This is a genomic window from Streptomyces sp. M92, assembly GCF_028473745.1.
Lineage (GTDB): Bacteria > Actinomycetota > Actinomycetes > Streptomycetales > Streptomycetaceae > Streptomyces.
The window spans coordinates 3336736-3357961 of sequence record NZ_CP101137.1 but is presented as its reverse complement, the minus strand read 5'-3'; the positions used below and the strand labels follow the sequence as shown (position 1 = coordinate 3357961).

Genomic DNA, 21226 nt, shown 5'->3' with positions numbered 1-21226 from the left:
GACAGGCGCCCCTCGCGGCGTCGCTACTTGTTCAGGTGCGCCCAGAACTCGTCGAACGACAGCACCTTGTCGCCGTCCAGGTCGCGGCCGGCGATGATCGCCTCGGCCACCGACTCGGTGACGTTCCAGTCGCCGCCCTGGGCCAGCGCGGTCTTGAACTCGGCCGCGGTGATGAAGCCGTCACCGTCCGTGTCGATCCGCTCGAACTGCTTGCGTGCTTCCTCGATGTCCGCCACCGGTCCGCCCCTCATTTCCGTGCTCTGCTCGTCCTGTGGACGCGTCTGACGCAGGTCAGATTAGCTGCCCGTGCGAGCGCCCAGTGCGGCGACCACCCACCCGAACTGCTCCTCGTAGGCGGACGGCGGCTCCACGCCGTTCACGATCGCCGACAGCTCCCGGTAGCGCACGAGGCGGGCGCTCGTCATCGAGGTGAGGCGTTCGCGTACGACGGCCGGGTCGGCGTCGCCGATGAGCGCGCGCAGGATGCCGGCGGCCTGCGGCGAGTCGGGCACGACGCCCTCCCGCAGCGCGTCGCCCGCGAGCCGGACCAGACGGCTCACGAACCACAGGGAGGAGCCGGTGGGCACGTCCGCTCCCCGGTCCGCCGCGTTGGACTCGATCATCCGGCGCATCGTCGCCCGGAACTCCGGGTCCTGGATCAGCTCGGCCAGCTCCACCCAGGCGTCCACCTGCTCGGGGGTGGGATCGTCGGGCAGGTTTGCCGCGGCGAAGCGCAGACGGGTGCGGATGTCGGGGTCGGCGGTGTCGATGCCCTCGAAGACCTCCGCCATGAAGTCGTCGATGATGCGCCGTCGTTCGGCGGCGGACAGTCGTGCCAGCTTGTTCATCAGGGTCGTCTCCTTCGCGGTCGAGCCGCGTCTCGCCACGGTCGACAGCACCGCGCGGGTCACCCGCAGCGACCGGATCTGCGCGTCCAGCGCGCTCACGTGGGCCGCCGCCACCTGCGCGACCGTCTCCTCGCCGGCCAGCACGCGGCGCACGGCGTCCAGGCCGAGGCCGAGTTCGCGCAGGGTGCGGATCAGCTCCAGCCGGGCGACGGAAGCGCTGTCGTAGAGGCGGTAGCCGCCCGTGGAGCGGGCCACCGGGGGCAGGGCGCCCTCGTCGGACCAGTAGCGGATGGTGCGCACCGTCAGTCCGGTGGCGCGGGCCAGCTCGCCGATGGTCATCAGGGCGGTGCCGTCGTCGTTCACGTGTGTGAGCCTGGGCCTTCCAGTGGGTGGAGACTCAAGGAGCGCGGTGTGGCGGAGAGCCTGCGGGACATTCTGGAGGCGGCGGGGCGGGGAGTCTTCCCGGTGGCGGACGGCGGGATCACCGTGGTGCCGCAGCACGGCGACCGGGACGCGGGGGTGATCGCGTTCACGGCGCACTCGGTCGTCTTCACGGACGAGCCGGAGGGGTGGGTGCGCGAGACGCTGGGAGCGCTGGGGTGTGACCCGCTCGCCGCGGCCATGAATCCCCGGTTCCTGAGCGCCTTCGGGGAGCGGGCCGGGCGGGTCACCGACACGGTCGACGTGCTGCTGACCGGGGCTCCGCTGCCGGGCCGGCCGGAGGCGGTGCTGGAGGAGGTCGCCGACCCCGGACATCCCCGGGTGGTCTCGGCGGGCGGGCGGCGCGACGAGGTGCGGGTGTGGGCTGCGGACGGCGGGGAGCTGGTGCTGGGCCGCGGGATCGCCGGGCGGCTGGAGGTCGCGGTGGAGGTGGCGGCGGGGGCCCGGCGCCGGGGGCTGGGCCGGCGCCTGGCGACGGCGGCGCGGCGGCTGGCCGGGGGCGAGCCGGTGTGGGCGCAGGTCGCGGCGGGGAACGCCCGCAGTCTGCGGGCGTTCCAGGCGGCGGGTTACCGGCCGGTGGGGTCGGAGGCGCTGTTCCTCCGCCCCTGAGATGCCCGGTGCCCGGGTCAGTGCCAGGGCTTGTAGTGCGGGTTGCTCTCGCACTCGCTCATGATCTCGGTCTTGGTCTGCCGGTCGACCGGGCAGACGCCGATGACGTACTGCCGCTTGATGCCGCCGGGGAAGGCGACCTCGACCTGGTCGGCCCACTTGTGGGTGTCGCCGATGGTCTTGTTGACGTCGATGCCGCCGGGGGCGTCGATGTAGTAGTTGTAGCCGGACTTGTACCAGGTCTTGTAGAGGTCGTGGTCGTAGGTGGTCGAGACGTACGGCGAGGGCTGGTTGACGAGGACGTACCTCTCGACGTCGTACTGGCCGTCGGTGACGTCCTTGGCGTGGAAGCCCTCCTCGAAGACGACCTGCGGGCCGCGGCTGTCGCTGCGGTAGAGGGTGCCGCAGGTGGTGCGCCAGACCGGCTCCGGCGTGATGCGGTCGAGGTCCACGTCGGGGTCGGCAGCGGCCTTGAGCTTGTCGTCGAACTGGGGGCAGGCGGCGGCCTTCGCGGCGGGTGCCGTCGGCGCGGCCGTGGTGCCGGGGGCCGTGGCGGCCGTGGTGGCGAGGACGGCGGAGAGGGACAGGACGGCGGCGGCGCCCCTGCGGCGCAGGCGAGTGGTGAACATGGGCTTACGATCCCGGGTTCCCAGCGGCAGGCTCCGGATCTTCACCCGTAGGCGGCGTGTCCGCCGAACCTCCTTGCCACCGGCCCGAGATGGGCCCTCACCGGTCGACCACCCGCATCTCGAACCAGGTCGTCTTGCCGCGCGGCAGCAGGTCGACACCCCAGCGGTCGGACAGCTTGTCGACGAGGAAGAGGCCGCGTCCGCTGACGTCCGTGTCCTGCACCGGCATCAGGCAGGGCAGCCCCCTGGAGGGGTCGCGGACCTCGACGCGGATCCAGCCCGGGCGGCGGCGCATGTGGAGGCCGAAGACGCGGGCTCCGGTGTGCCGCACCGCGTTGCCCACCAGCTCGGACACGAGCAGGACGGTGTCCTCCGTGACCCGGGGGCCCACCTGCCACTGACGCAGGGCGATGACCTGGGCCAGTCGGCGGGCGGTGGCGGCGGACTCGGGGCGGGACGGTAACGGAACTTCGCGCTCCGTGGGATTGCCGAACAACTCCAGCGCCTTGAGCGCGTGTTCGTCCTCGACCGCCGGCGACCAGCGCGCCGCGGTCGCACGTCCGGCTCCCCGCGGCTGTTCCGTACCCTCCAGCCCCGCCATGCCCCCATCATGGCCGCCCCCGGGGGGCTCCGGGGGCGTTCCCGGGGAATACACTCCCGCCGGGGGCCGGCCCGACGACGGTCGATCGGCATATGCCGCAGGCAGTTCGGGGCCGCGAACAGCCTCGCTGACCTGCACGGACGGCTCGGCCCGGGACAAGCGACGGACTCCCTCGACAAGACGCGCTTAATGGTGCGTTAAGGCTCCCATAAACCGCCCCATCGAGGGACCCGGATGAGACACCGCGTCAATTGCAAGTGGACGGGCCGGACTTCGGGCGACGGAGGTGCGGGCGTCGGCTAGAGGAACTTCGCCTTCCCCGGTCCCTCTTCCACGAAGCTGCGCATCCCGCGTTCGCGGTCCTCGGTCGCGAACAGACCCGCGAACCAGTTCCGCTCGACGGCGAGACCGGTGTCGATGTCCGTCTCCAGTCCGGTGTCGATCGCCTCCTTCGCCGCGCGCAGCGCGATGGCGGGGCCCTTGGCGAGCCGGGCGGCCCAGGCGTGCGCCTGCTCGTAGACCTCGCCGGCCGGTACGACGCGGTCCACCAGGCCGAGCGCCAGCGCCTCGTCGGCCTTCACCTGCCGGCCGGTGAAGATGAGGTCCTTGGCCTTGGAGGGGCCGATCAGCCGGGACAGCCGCTGGGTGCCGCCCGCGCCGGGGATCAGGCCGAGCAGGATCTCGGGCTGGCCGAGCTTGGCGTTCTGGCCGGCGATGCGGAAGTCGGCGCAGAGGGCGAGCTCGCAGCCGCCGCCGAGGGCGTACCCGGTGACCGCCGCGACCACCGGCTTGGGGATGCGGGCCACGGCCGTGAAGGAGTCCTGCAGGGCCCGGGACCGCGCGATCATCGCCGCGTGGTCCATCACCTGCATCTCCTTGATGTCCGCACCCGCCGCGAACACCTTCTCGCCGCCGTGGACGACGACGGCGCGCACGTCGTCGCGGCGCGTGACCTCCTCGGCGAGCTCCTTGAGCCGGTCCTGGGTGGCGACGTCCAGTGCGTTCATGGGCGGGCGGTCCAGGCGCAGCGTGCCGACGCCGTCCGCGACTTCCAGATGTACGGTCATGCTCCGCAGGTTAGCGGTCGTTCACGTGCTGTGGCAGTCGGCCCCCGGAGGCCATGTCACCGGCCCGCTGCTTTCAGCAGCAGCACCGTCCGCCCCGGCACCGTGATCTCCGCCCCCGCCGGGTACGCGGTGTCCGGCGCCTCGGCCTGCTCCTCCCGGCCGGTGTCGACGACCACCTCGTACCGCCTTGCCCACGGGGGACCCGGCAGGACGAAACCGGCCGGTTCCCCGCCCGCGTGCAGGACGGCCAGGAAGCTGTCGTCGACGACCTGGTCGCCGCGCTCGTCCCGGCCCGGGATGTCCCGTCCGGACAGGTACATGCCGACGGTGGCGGCGGGAGCGTACCAGTCCCGTTCCGTCATCTCCGTGCCGCCCGGGGTGAACCAGGCCAGGTCGCGCAGGCCGTCCGCGGAGTGCGCGCGCCCGGAGAAGAAGGCCCGGCGGCGCAGCACCGGGTGCCGGTGGCGCAGTCTGATCAGGCGGGAGACCAGGTCGAGCAACGGCCGCCACTGAGGGTCGTCCCGCAGGCTCCAGTCCACCCAGCTCGTCTCGTTGTCCTGGCAGTAGGCGTTGTTGCCGCCGCGCTGGGTGCGGCCCATCTCGTCGCCCGCGACCAGCATCGGCACCCCGGTCGACAACAGCAGCGTGGTCAGCAGGTTGCGCAGTTGGCGGCGGCGCAGCGCCCGGATGCCGGGGTCGTCCGTCTCGCCCTCCGTGCCGCAGTTCCAGGACCGGTTGTCGTCCGTGCCGTCCCGGTTGCCCTCGCCGTTGGCCTCGTTGTGCTTGCGCTCGTACGACACCAGGTCGCGCAGCGTGAAGCCGTCGTGCGCGGTGACGAAGTTGACCGAGGCGTACGGGCGCCGCCCGCCCCAGGCGTACAGGTCGCTGGAGCCCGACAGGCGGTACCCCATCTCCCGCACGTCCGGCAGCGCGTGCCGCCAGAAGTCCCGGACCGCGTCCCGGTACCGGTCGTTCCACTCCGTCCACAGCGGCGGGAAGGCGCCCACCCGGTAGCCGCCCGAGCCCACGTCCCACGGCTCGGCGATCAGCTTCACCCGGCGCAGCACCGGGTCCTGCGCGATCACCGCGAGGAACGGGGAGAGCATGTCGACGTCGTGCATCGAGCGGGCCAGCGCCGCCGCCAGGTCGAAGCGGAAGCCGTCCACGCCCATCTCCGTGACCCAGTACCGCAGCGAGTCGGTGATCAGGCGCAGTACCTGCGGCTGGACGACGTGCAGGGTGTTGCCGCAGCCGGTGTAGTCGGCGTAGCGGCGGGCGTCGGTCTGGAGGCGGTAGTAGCCGCGATTGTCGATGCCCTTCAGCGAGAGCGTCGGGCCCAGCTCGCCCGCCTCCGCCGTGTGGTTGTAGACCACGTCGAGGATGACCTCGATGCCGGCCGCGTGCAGCGCGCGCACCATCCGCTTGAACTCGCCGACCTGCTCGCCGGTGGTGCCGGAGGCGGCGTAGGCGGCGTGCGGGGCGAAGTAGCCGACCGAGTTGTAGCCCCAGTAGTTGTTCAGCCCGCGCTCCAGCAGGTGGCTCTCGTGCGCGAACTGGTGCACCGGCAGCAGCTCCACCGCCGTCACGCCCAGCCGCCTCAGGTGCGCGACCGCCGCCGGGTGCGCCAGGCCCGCGTAGGTGCCGCGCAGCTCGGGCGGGATGTCCGGGTGGAGCCTGGTGAAACCGCGCACGTGCAGCTCGTAGATGACCGAGTCCGCCCACGGCGTCTTGGGCCGGCGGTCGTCCGACCAGTCGTCGTCGTCATGGACCACGACCCCCTTCGGGACGTACGGCGCCGAGTCCCGGTCGTCGCGCACGGTGTCCGCCACGTGCTGCTCCGGCCAGTCCCGCACGTGCCCGTACACCTCGGCGGGCAGGGAGAAGTCACCGTCCACCGCACGCGCGTACGGGTCGAGCAGGAGCTTCGCCGGGTTCCAGCGGGCGCCCGTCCACGGGTCCCAGCGGCCGTGCACCCGGTAGCCGTAGCGCTGTCCGGGCCGCACGCCGGGCACGAAGCCGTGCCAGATCTCGTGGGTCAGCTCGGTCAGCCGCACCCGGCTCTCCGTGCCGTCGGGGCCTCGTTCGTCGAACAGACACAGCTCCACCGCCTCCGCCCCGCCCGCCCACAGCGCGAAGTTCGTCCCCGCCACCCCGTCCGGGCCGGTCCGGAACCGGGCACCCAGCGGCACCGGTGCCCCCGGCCACGCCGGCACGGCGGGCGGCGGCGCGGCCCGCCGTGCGCCGTTCACCACGACGGCGGGGCGCGCGGGCCCGTCCCCGGCGGCCGGTTCCCCGGCCACCGCCTCCTGCTCGGCTGCGCTGGACACCTGTCAGCCTCCCGCGGCTCGTGGTCCTCCCCACAGTTCTGCCCACCGCATGGCTCGCACTCACGTTTCCCCAGGGCGGACCGGTCGTTACGGGTGGATGTGAGGCACGTACATGGGCGCGCACGGCGCGCGGCGACCGTCTGGGCCGCCGTACTGACATGGGCAGGACTGCTGGCCGGGGCCGCCGGATGCACCTCCGACGGCGGCGGCATCGGCTCGGACATCGGCGAGATGCTCGGCAAACCACCCGCCGCGGAGGACGTCATCCGCATCACCCCGGACGACGGCAGCAAGAGCGTCCGGCCCGAGGAGAAGAAGCTGTCGGTGCGGGTGCCGGACGGCCGCCTGGAGTCGGTGAAGGTCGTCAAGTCGCAGGACGCGCGGGAGACGGAGGTGCCCGGCCGGATCTCCGGGGACGGACTGCGCTGGGAACCCGACGACGAGCGGCTGGCCCTGGCCGCCAAGTACACCGTCGACGCGGTCGCCCTGGACGGCCACGGCCGCCGCTCCGCCCGGCACGCCACCTTCACCACCTACGTCCCCGACGAGCGTTTCATCGCCTACTTCGCCCCCGAGAACCGCTCCGTCGTCGGCACCGGCATGATCGTTTCGCTGCAGTTCAGCGACGAGATCACCGACCGCGCCGCCGTCGAACGCGCCGTCGAGGTGACCGCGAAGCCCGCCGTCGAGGTCCGCCCCCACTGGTTCGGCAACGACCGCCTCGACTTCCGCCCCGAGAAATACTGGAAACCCGGTACCGAGGTCACCGTCGGCCTCGACCTGCGCGACGTCGAGGGCGCGCCGGGTGTCTACGGGCTCCAGCACAAGACGTTCTCCTTCACCGTCGGCCGCAGCCAGGTCTCCCTGGTCGACGCGGCTGAGCGGACCATGGAGGTCCGGCGGGACGGCACCCTGCTGACCACCGTGCCGATCACCGCGGGGGCCCCGACGACCCCGACGTACAACGGCAAGATGGTCATCACCGAGATGCTCGACGTCACCCGCATGAACAGCCGCACGGTCGGCTTCGGCGGCGAGTACGACATCCCCGACGTCCCGCACGCGATCCGTCTGACCAGCTCCGGCACCTTCCTGCACGGCAACTACTGGGCGCCCGCCGACACCTTCGGCCGGGCCAACGTCAGCCACGGCTGCGTCGGCCTGCGCGACGTCAAGGGCGGCGGGTCCGACACCCCGGCGGGCTGGTTCTTCGACCGCAGCCTCATCGGCGACGTCGTCGAGGTGGTCAACAGCAAGGACAAGACGGTCGCCCCCGACAACGGTCTGGGCGGCTGGAACATGAAGTGGAAGAAGTGGAAAGCGGGCAGCGCGGTGAAGTGACCCCGGCGCGCCCCCGCCGGGTGTCAGCCAACTCGGTACGGAACGGTGACATTTCCCCTGTCCCCTGAGCCGCTGGCCTGCGGTTACGATGCGCCCGTGCGCGTCGGCGCACTGGGGCGCGGGCCGGTTCGGGCCCGGCGAGGGGAGACAAGTTGAACGTGCGTCCGATATCGGGGGCGTCGCCGGCGGGTGCCCGGGGGCGGGGCGGCAGGGGACGCGGCAGGGCACTGCCGGCGCTGGCACTGGGCGTGCTGCTGACACTCACCGCCTGCGGCGGGCCGGGTTCCGGTGCCGGGGCGGGCGGCGACGGCAAGAACGCCAAGGACTCCACGGCGGCACAGAGCAAGCAGTCCGAGGCCGTCGTCAGCATCACGCCCGAGGACGGGGCCAAGGCCGTCGACACCAGCGGCGCCCTGAAGATAGCCGCCGCCCAGGGCAAGCTGACCGAGGTCGTCGTCAAGGACGCCGAGGGTGCGAAGGTCGAGGGGAAGATATCCGGGGACGGCGCCACCTGGACGCCGTCCACCCACCTGGCCGCGGCCACCACGTACACCGTGCACGCGGTCGCCAAGGACTCCGCGGGCCGCACCGCCGCCGAGGACTCCCGCTTCACCACCCTGACGCCCGAGAACACCTTCATCGGCCACTTCACCCCCGAGGACGGCTCGAAGGTCGGCGTCGGCATGCCGTTCTCGATCCGCTTCACCCGGGGCATCACCAACCCCGAGGACGTCGAGAAGGCCATCCGCATCAAGACCGAGCCGGCCGTCGAGGTCGAGGGCCACTGGTTCGGCAACGACCGCCTCGACTTCCGCCCGGAGAAGTACTGGAAGGCCGGCACCAAGGTCACCGTCGACCTCGGCCTCGACGGCGTCGAGGGCCGCGACGGCGTCTACGGCGAGCAGGACAAGACCGTCTCCTTCACCGTCGGCCGCAGCCAGGTCTCCGTGGTCGACGCCAAGAAGCTCACCATGAAGGTCGTGCGGGACGGCAAGACGATCAAGACCGTCCCGGTCACCACCGGCGCGCCCGGCTACGAGACCTGGAACGGCCAGATGGTCATCACCGAGCGGCTCCCCGTGACCCGCATGAACGGCGCCACCGTCGGCTACGGCGGCGAGTACGACATCAAGGACGTCCCGCACGCCATGCGCCTGTCCACCTCCGGCACCTTCATCCACGGCAACTACTGGGGCGGCGACGCCTTCGGCAACCGCAACTCCAGCCACGGTTGCATAGGCCTGCGCGACGTGCGCGGCGGCTGGGACGGGAAGGCGCCGGGCTCCTGGTTCTTCGAGAACTCGATGATCGGCGACGTGGTCGTGGTGAAGAACAGCAACGACGCGACCATCGCCCCGGACAACGGCCTCAACGGCTGGAACATGTCCTGGGAGAAGTGGAAGGCCTGATCCGAGGCGCGGCGGCACAAGTATGTGCGGTTCAGTGGCCGCCGTGTTGTTGAACTGCGGTGCGGTTGGCCCTCGGTATCTTCTTGCTGGTGTGCAACTCACACGAGCCACCAGCAAGAGAAGGTCAACACATTGTCACAACCAGCCATCAGCCGCCGCGCTTTCCTGGGGGCGGCAGCGGTTCTGTCACTGGCCGGGTGCACCAAGGAGGGCGCGTCCGCGTCCCCCACCTTCACCACTGCGGGAAAAGGGCCCGCCTCTTCCGTCTCCCCCTCGGCCACCCCCGCGAACAGGCGGCACGAGAGACTCGTTCAGCTCGAGCGGGAATTCGACGCACGGCTCGGGGTTTACGCCCTCGCCACCGGCACCGGCCGTGTCATCGCCCACCGGGCGGACGAGCGGTTCGCGTTCTGTTCGACGTTCAAGGGGCTGGCGGCGGCAGCAGTCCTTGACCGCAATCCGATCTCGCATCTCGGTAAGCTCGTCAGCTACACCAGTAAAGAGCTCATGCCGCACTCCCCGCTCACCCGGGAGAACGTGGACAAAGGAATGACCATCCGCCAGTTGTGCGATGCGGCGGTCCGCTACAGCGACGGCACGGCCGGAAATCTCCTTGTCCGGGAGCTGGGCGGTCCGGGAGAGATCACGGCGTACGCGCGCAGCCTCGGCGACACGGTGACTCGCATGGACCGCGTCGAGCCGGAGATCACGCAGGCCGTACCGAACGATCCCCGGGACACGTCCTCCCCCAGGGCCATGGGCAGCGATTACCGGAAGATCCTCCTGGGGAACGCCCTGTCGACCGACAAACGGGCCTTTCTCCGTGATCTCATGGAACGCAACACCACCGGGGACCAGCGCGTCCGGGCCGGTCTGCCGAAGGGGTGGCGGGTGGCCGACAAGACCGGGACCGGTCAGTACGGCACACTCAACGACATCGCCGTCGTATGGCCCCCGGGAACCGAGCCACTGATCATCGCGATCATGTCCAGCAAGGCCGCACAGGACGCCGAACGGGACCAGGCCCTGCTCGCCGAGACTGCCGCGTACGTGGCGAGAACGCTGCTCTGACCACACCCTTCCCTCCTCGGCCCTCTCACCGGCGTCACTCCGCGGGAGAGGGCCGACGCCACGACAACGTTGTGCCGGAGCCCTACGCCGGAGCGCCGGACAGAGCCTTCTCGTCCTGACGAAGGATGGCCTGCATGGCGGTCGTCATCCTCTCCCCCGGGCTGATCCCGATCTGCTCCCGCAGGATTTCCTTCGCCCGGTGGAAGACCTGGATCGCGTCGGTCTGCCGGCCCTCCGCGTAGTAGGCCCTCATGAGGCTGACGTACAGGTCCTCCCGGTAGGGGTCGCGGTGGACCAGGTCCGACAGCCGTGCGATGGCGTCGCTGTAGTGCCCGAGACCGAAGTCGACCAGGGCACGCAGTTCGGCCGCCGCCGTCCGCTCCTCTTCCAGGGACTTCGCCGTCACGTGCAGCCGACTGGAGGTGACGTCGGCGAAGGCCGAGCCCTTCCACCGGCTCAGCGCGCCGTCGAGCAGCTCGGACGCGTCCTCGAACCTTCCTTGCTTGTGTGCTTCGCGAGCGCTGCGCACGGTCTCCCGGAAGGCGAAGAGGTCGACAGACGCCGGCGGCACCCGCAACTCGTAGCCGCGGTCGTTCGAGCCGAGGGCATCACGGCCGACCCCGGCCTCCCCCAACGCGGTACGGATCATCCAGGCGGTGGTTTGCAGCTGCCCCGAGACGGTGACCGGCGGCTCGTCGCCCCAGGAGTCCTCGATGATCGTTTCCTTGGAGATGACCTGGTTGGGTCTCAAGGCCAGCGAGGCGAAGAAGCGGCGCTGCCGCTGTCCCCGGATCGGTATCCGTGCCGGTCCCTTCAGGAGAGTAACCGGCCCCAGAAGCTGGATCGTCACACCGTTCCAAGTGTTCACTGAGGTTCCCCCTTGTGAAATCATGCCGTTTCCGTTTTTGACGGCTACGCGGACAGGGCGGCGTCGAACATCGGATGGCGTGCAGGACTTTCTGGCCAGAAAATTACCCCCCGTAATCGGGCGAAATATTCGCCCGTGGGAGGAACGGTCCGGCAGCTTTCGCCTGCTGTGGCCTTCCATGGGGAGTTGTGGCTTGACAACCGATTCACCCGCGGAAGGTGGCACGGCATCAGAACCTGTGCCCTTGCCTACCTCCTTCTGTCGAGCACGGCTTCAGGGCATGCGTCGGCAGGCCGCCCAACGCGTCGAAGGCTCCGGCCGGGAGCTCATACCCTCCGAGACCTGGCCGGCAGCCTCCATGACAAAGATTTTGCTCACACACCTCAGATTAATCACATGTATCAGCCGGTGTCTCCCCCCGGCGGGGGCGCTTTCAAGACAGCGGAAGAGCGAGCCGTGTCCGACAAGCGAGGGACTGTGCCGATCTCCGTGCCGAGTCGCCCCTGTCAGCTGCCCGCTTCGGCACGCGACGCGGCCTCCAGCTCCGGGTACACCGGGCAGCCGTAGGAAGGCTCAAAAGGTTCGAACACCTCCCAGCGAGACTCTTTCCTCAGGTGTTCCGCGAGAGCGTTGCCCCGGCTCCAGAAGTCGCCGGAGAGCATCAGCGCCATGTCCCGCCTCTCGATGGTCTCCGGCAGCTGGTCGTGATACTTCCCGAGATCGAAGTCGAACTCGTAAAAGGCATGGATGAGACGGAAGTAGGTGTCGTAGCCCGTTTTGTAGAAGGACTCGTAGGCGTCCCTCGCCGCATCCTCCAGGGACGGGTTCTCGATGGCCTCCAGAACCTTGCGCCCCGCCGTCCGACCGGTCACCATCGCAAGGAACACACCGCTCGAGAAGATGGGGTCGACGAAGCAGCCGGCGTCGCCCACCATGAACCAGCCGGGGCCCGTCACCTGGTTGGACAGATAGCAGTAGTCGGTCTCGACGCTGACCTCGGTGAGCGCCTCGGTGCCCTTCAGTCGCTCCACGATCCGCGGGATGCGGTTGCGGTGGTCCTCGAAGATCTCCTCGCGATCGCCCTGCCGGAACGTCTCCTTGCGCATCACCGTGCCGATGCTGATGGTGTCGTCCCGGATCGGGATCGCCCAGACCCAGCCCTCGCTGTGGTTGCCGATCTGGATGTCGCCCAGGCGGCCGGGGTTGACGTCCTCGTCGAGCCCCGTGTAGTGCCGGTAGGCCGCGACCATACGCAACTGGTCGACGCTGCGGCGCAGGCCGAAGGCGTGGGAGATCTTTCCGCTGCGCCCGCTGGCGTCCACGACATAGGTGGAACGGATCTCGTAGGGCTTTCCCTTGTAGCGGTAACGCACCCCGACCGCCCGGCCGTCCTCGAAGACGACCTCGTCGACGGTGGCGGGTATCAGCACGTCCGCGCCTGCCTCACGGGCGTGCTCCAGCAGAGCGTTGTCGAAGTGGGCGCGCTCCACCTGGAACGTCTGATGATGCCGTCCCGGCCCCTGGGTCGTGAAGTCGACCTGCCAGAAATCGCCGGCGGTATCGGTGAACTCCGCCCCCCGCTTCGGCACGTACCCGTTCTCGGAGAACTTCTCCAGCAGGCCCATCCGGTCGAGAAGTCCCGCCACGTACGGCAGCAGCGATTCGCCGATGTGGAACCGGGGAAACGCCGTCTTCTCCAGCAGGAGCACGGACCGGCCCTGAGAGGCGATCGTCGCCGCGGCGGTCGAACCGCCCGGTCCGCCGCCGATCACGATCGCGTCGTAACTCGCACGCAGTTTCTCACTCATGTCCTTGCCTCTCTTTTCCGGCCCGTCTTCCGCTACCGCTGGGACTGCTCGAGATCTCGCGGCGGCCCCTCGAGAGCGGAGGGATCGAGCACATTGTCTTCTTTCGAGATCAATTCGCGTGTGGATGCATTCTTCTCAAGACGTTCGGGCAAAGACCATCGATACAGCGGTATGGCCGTCGCTGTGGTGATCACGGCGACCAGTACCAGCATGGAGAAGACTTCCTGGGTAATCATATTCTGGGCCAGGCCGACGTTGATGAAGATGAGGATCATGAGCCCGCGGGCGTTCATCAGACCCCCGACCGCAAACGACTCGCGCCAGGACAGGCCGATCGATCGAACGGCAAGCCCGCATCCGAAGTACTTGCCCACGAACCCAGCCAGCAGAAACAGCAGGAAGGGCATGATCATAGCCCAGCCGGCCAGGCCGTTCAATTGGGTGTTCAGGCCCGAGAAGGCGAAGAATATGGGGAGGAGAAGCACACAGACAATGTCCATCATACGGTCGTGCAGGGCGGTCCTGAACGCCGAGTTGCGCGGCATGGCAAGCCCGGCGATGAACCCGCCGAACACCGAATAGATTCCGATGTAGTCGGTGAACAGACCGGCGAGCAGAACGACGCCCATGACCAGATACATCTGGTCGAACCCGAATTCCTTGGTGCGTTCGACGCGGTCCCCGAGCGGCTTCAGCAGACGGGACACCCCGAAGAGCATGGCGATCACGAACACCACGGCCAGGCCGATCGTCCGCAGCGCCTCGGCGCTGCCGGCGTCGGCGCTCATGGCGGTCAGCACGGCAAGCAGGCACCACGCGAACGCGTCGTCGAGCGACGCCCCGAGCAGGGAGATCCGTCCCAGCCGGGAGTTCTGCAGATTCCGCTCGTAGAGGATGCGGGCGAGCATCGGGAACGCGGTGACGGACAGGGCTCCACCGATGAACAGGGCGAACTCGAGCTCGCTGACGTCGGGCCGGGACACCCTCTCGTGCAGCAGGTACCCGGCCCCCGCACCGAGCGCGAGGGGGAAGGCCACTCCCGAGACGGCCAGCACCCCCGCGTGTCTGGCCTCGCGCTTCGCCTCACTGCCGCCGGGCTCGAGGCCGGATCCGACGAGGAACATGAACAACGTGAGGCCGATGGTGCTCAGCACGTACAGGATCGGCTTCACCTCATCGGTGAAGATCTGCTGCTGAACCCCGGGGAAGAGCGCTCCGAAAAGGGTCGGGCCGAGAAGCACGCCTGCGACCATTTCTCCGAGTACCCGCGGCTGCTTCACCAGGATCGCCAGTCGGCCGCAGACGGCGGAGGTAATGAGGATCACGATGATCGCCGGAAGAACTTTCAGAACCAGTGCCAGGTTCTCGTCCTCGGCGAGGGTAACGGTTTGCGACATGCCTGCCCTCGTGTCAAAAAGGGTCCTCTACCCGAGCACAGTACGCAGGTGAGGCTCCAGCAACTTGGGAGAGAGAAGGAAACTGTAGTGCCCGAGTTCCGACTCCAGAATGTGTGCCTGCGCTCCTCGAATTCCGCTCGCCAGTTCGCGCTGTGTCTCACTGGGGTAGGCGCGGTCCGTGGAGAAGCCGACGACATGAGTGGGACAGGTGATGCGTGCGAGCGCTTCGGCGATGTTTCTGCGGCCGCGCGCCACGGTGGCACTCAGCGCAGTGCGGGAAAGCACCAGGAAGCAGTTGGCGTCGAAGCGCTCCCACACCTTGTCACCCTGCGCCAGTACGTATTCACGGAACTCGGCATGGCAGTCGTCCGATGCGTGGTACCACGCCTGTCCGCCGAACCGTTCCTGCCAGTAGGCCTCCGTTCCATAGCGAATGTGCGAGAAGCTACGGGCGAGCGAGAGGCCGGTACGGGGCCCGCACCCTTCGGGGAGATGGTAGAAATCACCTCCGTGGAAATGGGGGTCCTGCCGGATCATCTCCAGTTCCACCTGGGTGTGCCCGGCCTGTTCGACGCGGGTGGCCGCCGCCACGGCCAGGAGCAGGAGCCGGCCCACCCGCTCGGGACGCGAGACCGCCCATTCCAGAGCCCGTGCCCCGCCGATGGACATGCCGATGACGGTGTGCCAGCGCTCGATTCCCAGGGCGTCGGCCAGCGCCGCCTCGGCGTTGACCTGGTCCACCACGTCGAGCGCGGGGAACCGTGAGGCCCAGACTCTTCCCTCCGCGTCGAGACTGGCGGGCCCGGTGCTGCCGTCGCAGCCGCCGAGGTTGTTGACGACGACGACGTGGAAGCGGCTGGTGTCGACGGGTTTGCCGGGTCCGACCAGGCTGTCCCACCAACCCTCCGCGGGGTGTCCCGGTCCCTCCGGTCCCGCCGCGTGGCTGCTCATGCTCAGCGGGGGCAGGATCAGTACCGCGTTGCTCCGGTCCGCGTCGAGGTCGCCCCAGGCCTCGTAGGACATCGTCACCGGTCCCAGGGTCTCCCCGGAGATGAGCGTGAGCGGGTGGTCCGCCGAGTGGGTCGTGACGAAGCGTCGGTTGCCCTCCGGGTCGCCCGGTTGCCAGGCTCCGGTGTTGTGCAGTCGCATGCGCGATGCCTCCGTCGTCTACGGCTGAGCGGTGTGGCCGCCTGGGTCAGTGACCTGTGAAACGGCTGCGCAGCGCCTTCTTGTCGAACTTGTTGGTGGCGGTCTTCGGGATCTCGGACACGAACTCGAAACGGTCCGGCATCCACCACTTGATCAGCCGGTTCCGCAGGAAGGCCCTCAGGTTCTCGGCCGCGACCTCGGCGCCCGGGCGCGCCACGACCACGGCGAGCGGGCGCTCCTGCCACCGGTCGTCCGGCATCGCCACGACGGCCGCCTCACTCACGTCGGGGTGCTCCATGAGTGCGGACTCGACCGCGATGGAACTGATCCACTCCCCACCCGACTTGATGAGGTCCTTGCTGCGGTCGGTGATGCGAACGTACCCCTCGGTGTCGATGGTCGCGATGTCGCCGCTGCGCAGCCAGCCGTCGTGGAACCTCGAGCCGTCGACGCGGTCCGGGTTCTCGTAGCGCGTCGCTCCCCAGAGTGACCTGACCTCCAGTTCTCCCTGGGTCACTCCGTCGTGCGGCAGCACCTCGCCCGAGTCGCCGACCAGCCGCAACTCGACTCCCGGAACGGCCAGGCCCTGGGTGTGGTGCAGTTCGAGCCGCTTGTCCAGGGGCAAGGACGTATGGGAGCTCCGGACGTCCGTCAGGGCGACCAGCGCCATGTTCTCCGTCATGCCGAGCCCCTGCCGCATCGTCACGCCGCGGTCGGCGTACCGGTGGACCAGGCCCGAAGGAATCGCCGAGCCACCGCAGATGATGCGCTCCAGGGAGGCGAACACCTCTTCGGCGGGCTCCATCTTGTCCAGCGCCAGCCAGAAGCTGGGGACGCCGGCCGAAAGGGTGACCCCTTCGCGCTTCAGGGTCTCCCCGATGGCCTTGGGGTTCAGGTGGGGTCCGGCGAACACCAGGCCGGCGCCGGTCATGGCCGCCGCGTAGGGCATTCCCCAGGCGGCGGCGTGGAACAGGGGGGTCAGCGGGAGGACCACGTCACGCTCGGAGATCGCGTAGGCGTCGGCCGCGCACACGGCGAGCGAGTGCAGGACCAGTGACCGGTGCGAGTGCGCGACACCTTTGGGGTTGTCCGTGGTACCGCCCGTGTAGCAGACGCAGGCGACCCGGTCCTCTGCCACGTCGGGCGGCTCGACCGGCTCGGCTTCGGCCAACAGGCGCTCGTAGTCGACCGCGTCGGCGAACGCGGGATCCACCTCGCCCCCGTCCGGCAGCACGACGAACACGTGCACCGAGCCGAGGCGGGGCAGCAGCTTCGCCACCTGTCCGGTCAGCGAGGCATCGACCACCATCACCCGGGCGTTCGCGTGGGCCACGACCCACTCGATCTGTTCGTCGGAGAACCGGACGTTGACCGGCACCAGCTTGGCGCCCGCCATCGGCACACCGAAGAACCATTCGAGGTGACGTGTGCTGTTCCAGGCGAACGTCGCCACCGCGTCGCCCTCGTCGACGCCGAGACGCGACAGGGCGTCGACGAGCCGTCCCACGCGCTCTCGCAAGGCTCCCCAGGACTTCCCCATGGGTCTCCCGGCGAGGTCCACCTCGCGTATCTCCTTGCCGGGTGCCACAGCGCCCGCCCGCCGCAGCATCATGCCCACCGAAAGCCCTATACCGCCCTGCCCGGTCACGACGCCAGCTGAACGACGGTCATACCGTCGTGGACGGTGAGCAGCGCGGTGCGCACCCGCGGGTCCTGGACAATGTGCTTGTTGAACCTGACCACGTCGTGCGCCCAGCTGGCGAACATGCGGTCCACCCACTCCTCGCCGGACGTCGCCTCCTCGAGGGGCGGCAGCTCGCGCAGTTCGAGAACCTCACCGCCCCACATGGTGTTGTCGACGACGAGCAGGCCCCGCGGTCGCAGGAGACCGCGGGCGAGGATGGTCTCGAAGTACGTGATGTAGTTGGGCTTGTCCGCGTCGAGGAAGATGAGGTCGAAGTCTCCGGTGACGTTCTGGAGAGCCGGCAGAGCCTCCTCCAGCACGGTCTTGATCTTGTGCTGGTGCGGGCTACGGGCGAACGCCTGGTTCGCCACGTCCTGGGCGCGCTTGTCCGCCACGTAGTTGTCGATGGTGATGATCTCGCCGTCGTCCGGCAGGGCCGCGGCCATGGCGACCGTGCCGTGGCCGGTGAAGGTGCCCACCTCCAGCACGCGTTCCATTCGGCCCGTGGTCAGCAGCATCTGCAGGAAGGCCACCTGCGTGGGAGCCGTCGAGATGTCCGCCCACTCGGGAACGGCCCGCGCGGTCTCCGCGGCTATGTCCGCCAGCTCGGCCGAGAGCGGCGAAGAGGACCGCTCCGCGTACTCCCGTATGCCCTCCCTGAAGATCGAAGGCTTCCGGAAAACGGCATCGGACCTGTGCTCCATGTACTTGCTCCCTCAACGTGTGGCATACGGAGTGCGTGATCAGGAACGTGACCCTCAGGCCTTGGGCGTGGAGTGCATCGTGACGTAGTTGGTGCCGATCCAGTCCCCGAACGTCGCGGTCTCCGCGTCGAGACTGACATCGAGGCCGTACTGCCGGGCGTCGGGCACCGAGAAGGTGAAGTCCGTCGAGGGGCGCAGGAAGAAGACACTCGACGTACGGTCGCTGCCCTCGCGCCGGCCGGCGTCCGGGGAGCGCACATGGTGTTTGGGGGCGGGCACCGCGCCCTGGGTGACCAGGGGTGCGATGGCCCCGCACAGCACGACGACCGCATCCGGCACGGTCGGCAGGTCCACCATCTCGCCGCCGATCTCGGCCTGCAGACTCACGAAACCGTTCTCGCAGGGCGTCTGGTGAATCAGCGTCACGATGGACAGGTCGTAGTGCGGCGCCATCCGCCGAGGCTCCTGCTCGGCGGTGCGGTGCTCGGGGACCTCCGGGAAGTACCGCAGCCGCAGGACGGGGTCACAGTCCAGCAGCGTGTCCATGTCCCCCGCGTCGTACGTTCCGGTCGAGTTCAGCACGACGCGTGCCGTCTCCCGGGAGGCGGCGTACAGGAGGTCGAAGTAGCGCTGCCACGTGGACTGGAACTCCGTCGAGGGGAAGAGGTTGCCCGACCGCCCCATCGAGAACGACATGGAGTAGTCCGTGTAGTGACCGGTCCGGGTCACCTGGGCCGTGCTCTCCGCCTCCAGCGCGGAGTATCCACGGCGCATGGTCGGGTCCTTCGTGGTCACGGCCTGCTTCTGCTCCGGTGTGCCGTGCTCGAAGAACCGCATGGCCGTGTCCGTGGCCAGCCGATGGTCCGCGTCCGACGCACCGTAGTCGGTGAGGTAGAAGACCCCCGTCTCTGTCACACACTTTCGCAACCGCTCGTGCTCGACGCCCTCACCCTTCTGCAGATCGGAAAGGCTGAAGAGGGGTACCGTCGTTTCCATGGTGTCCACCTGTTCCTTCCTCGGCTCAACCACCGAAGAGACGGTCAGTCGTAGAAAAGCAAGGCGCGCATTTCCACCGAAGTGCGCAGAGTTCCGTCAACCGGTCCGCCGTCGTCGAAGAATGCCGTGTGCGGGCAGAGGCCGGCGACGTCGATCAGGTCACTGTGCTCCGGCCCTTCGGCCGGCGACGCCAGACTGCGGCTCGCGCTGTCATAGCACTTGAAGACCAGCACCTCGTCGGGTGACATTCCGTTCCAGTAGTACCAACGGTGGTCTGGGTTGTGCTTCACAGAAAAGGTCTCGCGGTCCTTCAACCAGTCCGGAAAAAGCAGCCGAGTCGGCACCAGATCGGCCGAAACATGCAATGACCGGTAGTCGCACACCGCGAGTGGGTAATTCCGGACCGGCCCGAACAGTGGCCGCCAGGCGTTGACGATCTGGACCCGGCTGAACCGGCGTCCCGGCTCGCCGTGACGCGCCGCGCGAGCCAGGGCACTCTTCGGACTCTGGTCGACGTGGACACGCTGATGCGGTGCCTGACTGGGCGAGCCCTTGACCCTGCCGTCTTCCTGTCGCCGCACGGTGACATCGAAGAACCGCACCAGATCGGCCCCGGTCAGCGCGGTCAACAGCTCGCTGAGCTCGCTGCGGTACCGCTCCAGCGACGAGTCGGACTTCGCCGCCAGAGCATGGTGGTCGACCCGCGTCGGAGACACGAGCTTCTCGAATCCCGTGCGGTCGAGCCCGGGCGAGAGTGCGCCGTTCCTCAGGTCGGTGACGGTCGCCTCGACGCCGACGACACGGAAGTTCAGGTGCACCTTGGGCGACTGGGAGACCGCGTCGATGCACCAGTCGTCGTCGCGGCCCGCCGGCTCAAGAGGCGCGCTGTAGTACAGAAGAGTCGATACGTTCGTCACGGTGCCCTTCCCGCGGCCCTGCCCCGCACGCCTGCTCACATGTCATGTCCGCCGGAACACACCGCGGTCCAGCTGCGCGCTCGCGTTCGCGTACACCATGTCCATCGTCAGTTCCTTGCGGAACGTCGAGAGGTACTCGACCAGCAGACGAGGGCTGCACTTGTGCCAGTAGGGAATCATGTCCTCGATGACGAAGTAGTCGCCCTGTTCGAGCAGGTGATCGACGGCCCACCTCATGACGTTGAACGTGTTGGCGTGGGCGTCGTCGAGGAAGATCATCGGATGCGCCGCGTCGCGGAGCGGTTCGTACGTCTCCAGGTCGGCGCAGTCGGCTTCACGCAGGGTGATGCCGGACTTCTCCGAGTCGGGGATCTGGCACCGGGAAAGGTCCCGGTCGATCCCGATGACCTGGCAGTCGATTCCCATGAGCCTGGTCAGGTCACGGAACCAGAGCAGCGAGCCTCCGCTGTACACGCCGAGTTCGACGATCGTGCGTGGCTTGACCTCGTAGACCAGATCGTGGAGTGCCGTCTGCGTGTCCGGGTCCTTGAGTATCCGCAGACCGCGCCAGTGATAGCGCGCGAACTCCGCGTACCCCAGATCACGGGGCGCGTCGGCCCACTGGTCCAGTGGCCAGTCGCGCGGCCGGTCCGTCAGCACAGGGGGGCGGTACACCGGGTCTTCCCCTACGCCACGGAACATGTTCAGGTCCAGGAACTCCTTATTGGCGTGGCCGCTCACTTCGTTCTCCTGTCTGCCAAAGCGTCGACGAACCCTGGCCCGTGAACTACATTTCGCAACTCAAATGCTAATCCGCACCACTCTTGACTGCCTCTTTAAGCTCTCTCCGAATTCTATTCGCGCCTTTCTCTCAGTCGTTACGGGCGGACTCGGGGTTGTGGGCACCGAGGAGTGCGCCCACCAGGACGAATACGACCAGGGCCGGCGCCGGCATGTGCCCGCCCGGGCGGTCGACATCGTCGACGTACATCAGGGAAACGACGATCCACAACAGTGCGGCGACGATGAACTGGAGTTGGGTGCGCCGTTCGCCGAGGACGCGCATCCCGATCCACAGCATCAGAGGCATCAGCATCCACGTGGCGAGGAGAGTGACACCGAATTCGACCGTGCCGGCCCAGTCGTTCGGATGGTCCGACTCCTGACCGCGGGCCCACGCGAGCCCGGCATTCATCGTGAGGTGGCAGGCCGCCGTCGCGGCAATCGTGACCACGGCGGCCTTCAGGGTGCGTACGTGATTCATGATCATCCAGAGAATCGGGAGAGCGGGCCTCCACCGCTGTTTCCGGCTGGTGGAGGCCCGCTCTGGGGATTTCACGGCCGGTCGGGCCGTGATGAT

20 protein-coding genes are annotated in these 21226 nt (G+C 68.6%); 4 read left to right on the top strand and 16 right to left on the bottom strand.

The window, feature by feature from the left end; translation table 11 throughout:
* Positions 1 to 23: 23 nt before the first annotated feature.
* Both M6G08_RS15330 and M6G08_RS15325 read right to left on the bottom strand, forming a co-directional pair.
* Positions 24 to 236 carry an EF-hand domain-containing protein gene (locus M6G08_RS15330; RefSeq protein ID WP_043379704.1) on the bottom strand — a complete coding sequence of 71 codons (213 nt, stop codon included), beginning with the start codon at positions 234 to 236 and terminating at the stop codon, positions 24 to 26.
* Between the two features lie 60 nt (positions 237 to 296).
* Positions 297 to 1211 carry a helix-turn-helix domain-containing protein gene (locus M6G08_RS15325; protein ID WP_272587729.1) on the bottom strand — a complete coding sequence of 305 codons (915 nt, stop codon included), beginning with the start codon at positions 1209 to 1211 and terminating at the stop codon, positions 297 to 299.
* 48 nt (positions 1212 to 1259) lie between these two features.
* On the opposite strand from M6G08_RS15325, the gene M6G08_RS15320 reads away from it, so the two are divergent.
* Entirely contained in the window at positions 1260 to 1898 is a 639-nt protein-coding gene (locus M6G08_RS15320) for a GNAT family N-acetyltransferase (RefSeq protein ID WP_272587728.1), read from the top strand.
* Positions 1899 to 1915: 17 nt separating this feature from the next.
* On the opposite strand, the gene M6G08_RS15315 is transcribed toward M6G08_RS15320, so the two are convergent.
* From M6G08_RS15315 to glgX, 4 genes are all read right to left on the bottom strand, one after another.
* Complete coding sequence (locus M6G08_RS15315) at positions 1916 to 2527, bottom strand: ADP-ribosyltransferase (RefSeq protein WP_272587726.1); 612 nt, start codon at positions 2525 to 2527, stop codon at positions 1916 to 1918.
* 97 nt (positions 2528 to 2624) lie between these two features.
* Entirely contained in the window at positions 2625 to 3128 is a 504-nt protein-coding gene (locus tag M6G08_RS15310) for an ATP-binding protein (protein WP_336298995.1), read from the bottom strand.
* A 299-nt stretch (positions 3129 to 3427) separates the two neighbouring features.
* Positions 3428 to 4195 carry an enoyl-CoA hydratase/isomerase family protein gene (locus M6G08_RS15305; protein WP_272587725.1) on the bottom strand — a complete coding sequence of 256 codons (768 nt, stop codon included), beginning with the start codon at positions 4193 to 4195 and terminating at the stop codon, positions 3428 to 3430.
* Between the two features lie 56 nt (positions 4196 to 4251).
* Complete coding sequence (gene glgX, locus M6G08_RS15300; RefSeq protein WP_272587724.1) at positions 4252 to 6522, bottom strand: glycogen debranching protein GlgX; 2271 nt, start codon at positions 6520 to 6522, stop codon at positions 4252 to 4254.
* A gap of 99 nt (positions 6523 to 6621) precedes the next feature.
* On the opposite strand from glgX, the gene M6G08_RS15295 reads away from it, so the two are divergent.
* The 3 genes from M6G08_RS15295 to bla all read left to right on the top strand — a co-directional run bounded on the left by M6G08_RS15295 (position 6622) and on the right by bla (position 10343).
* Positions 6622 to 7863 (top strand): L,D-transpeptidase, encoded by a 1242-nt coding sequence (locus tag M6G08_RS15295; protein WP_272587723.1) that lies wholly within the window; start codon positions 6622 to 6624, stop codon positions 7861 to 7863.
* Positions 7864 to 8015: 152 nt separating this feature from the next.
* A complete protein-coding gene (locus M6G08_RS15290) occupies positions 8016 to 9272 on the top strand; it encodes a L,D-transpeptidase (RefSeq protein WP_443048805.1) in 1257 nt (418 codons plus the stop codon).
* Positions 9273 to 9404: 132 nt separating this feature from the next.
* A complete protein-coding gene (gene bla / locus M6G08_RS15285; protein WP_272587721.1) occupies positions 9405 to 10343 on the top strand; it encodes a class A beta-lactamase in 939 nt (312 codons plus the stop codon).
* A gap of 82 nt (positions 10344 to 10425) precedes the next feature.
* On the opposite strand, the gene M6G08_RS15280 is transcribed toward bla, so the two are convergent.
* From M6G08_RS15280 to M6G08_RS15235, 10 genes are all read right to left on the bottom strand, one after another.
* Positions 10426 to 11193: an AfsR/SARP family transcriptional regulator gene (locus tag M6G08_RS15280; protein WP_272587720.1), complete on the bottom strand. Its 768-nt coding sequence runs from the start codon at positions 11191 to 11193 to the stop codon at positions 10426 to 10428.
* Positions 11194 to 11717: 524 nt separating this feature from the next.
* Entirely contained in the window at positions 11718 to 13019 is a 1302-nt protein-coding gene (locus M6G08_RS15275; RefSeq protein ID WP_272587719.1) for an NAD(P)/FAD-dependent oxidoreductase, read from the bottom strand.
* A gap of 32 nt (positions 13020 to 13051) precedes the next feature.
* Positions 13052 to 14416, bottom strand: coding sequence for a cation:proton antiporter (locus M6G08_RS15270; RefSeq protein ID WP_272587718.1), 1365 nt, complete (start codon positions 14414 to 14416; stop codon positions 13052 to 13054).
* Positions 14417 to 14443: 27 nt separating this feature from the next.
* Positions 14444 to 15565: a homoserine O-acetyltransferase MetX gene (gene metX / locus M6G08_RS15265; protein ID WP_272587716.1), complete on the bottom strand. Its 1122-nt coding sequence runs from the start codon at positions 15563 to 15565 to the stop codon at positions 14444 to 14446.
* Positions 15566 to 15611: 46 nt separating this feature from the next.
* A complete protein-coding gene (locus M6G08_RS15260) occupies positions 15612 to 17213 on the bottom strand; it encodes a long-chain-fatty-acid--CoA ligase (RefSeq protein ID WP_272587715.1) in 1602 nt (533 codons plus the stop codon).
* Positions 17210 to 17953: an O-methyltransferase gene (locus M6G08_RS15255; RefSeq protein WP_272587714.1), complete on the bottom strand. Its 744-nt coding sequence runs from the start codon at positions 17951 to 17953 to the stop codon at positions 17210 to 17212. The genes M6G08_RS15260 and M6G08_RS15255 overlap by 4 nt, the downstream gene beginning before the upstream one ends.
* A gap of 54 nt (positions 17954 to 18007) precedes the next feature.
* Complete coding sequence (locus tag M6G08_RS15250) at positions 18008 to 18949, bottom strand: 2OG-Fe(II) oxygenase family protein (RefSeq protein WP_272587713.1); 942 nt, start codon at positions 18947 to 18949, stop codon at positions 18008 to 18010.
* 44 nt (positions 18950 to 18993) lie between these two features.
* On the bottom strand, positions 18994 to 19866 hold the full coding sequence (locus M6G08_RS15245; protein ID WP_272587712.1) for a CmcJ/NvfI family oxidoreductase: 873 nt from the start codon (positions 19864 to 19866) through the stop codon (positions 18994 to 18996).
* Positions 19867 to 19908: 42 nt separating this feature from the next.
* Positions 19909 to 20607 carry a CmcI family methyltransferase gene (locus tag M6G08_RS15240; protein ID WP_272587711.1) on the bottom strand — a complete coding sequence of 233 codons (699 nt, stop codon included), beginning with the start codon at positions 20605 to 20607 and terminating at the stop codon, positions 19909 to 19911.
* 130 nt (positions 20608 to 20737) lie between these two features.
* Positions 20738 to 21130, bottom strand: a complete 393-nt coding sequence (locus M6G08_RS15235) for a hypothetical protein (protein ID WP_272587710.1) — start codon at positions 21128 to 21130, stop codon at positions 20738 to 20740.
* Positions 21131 to 21226: the final 96 nt, after the last annotated feature.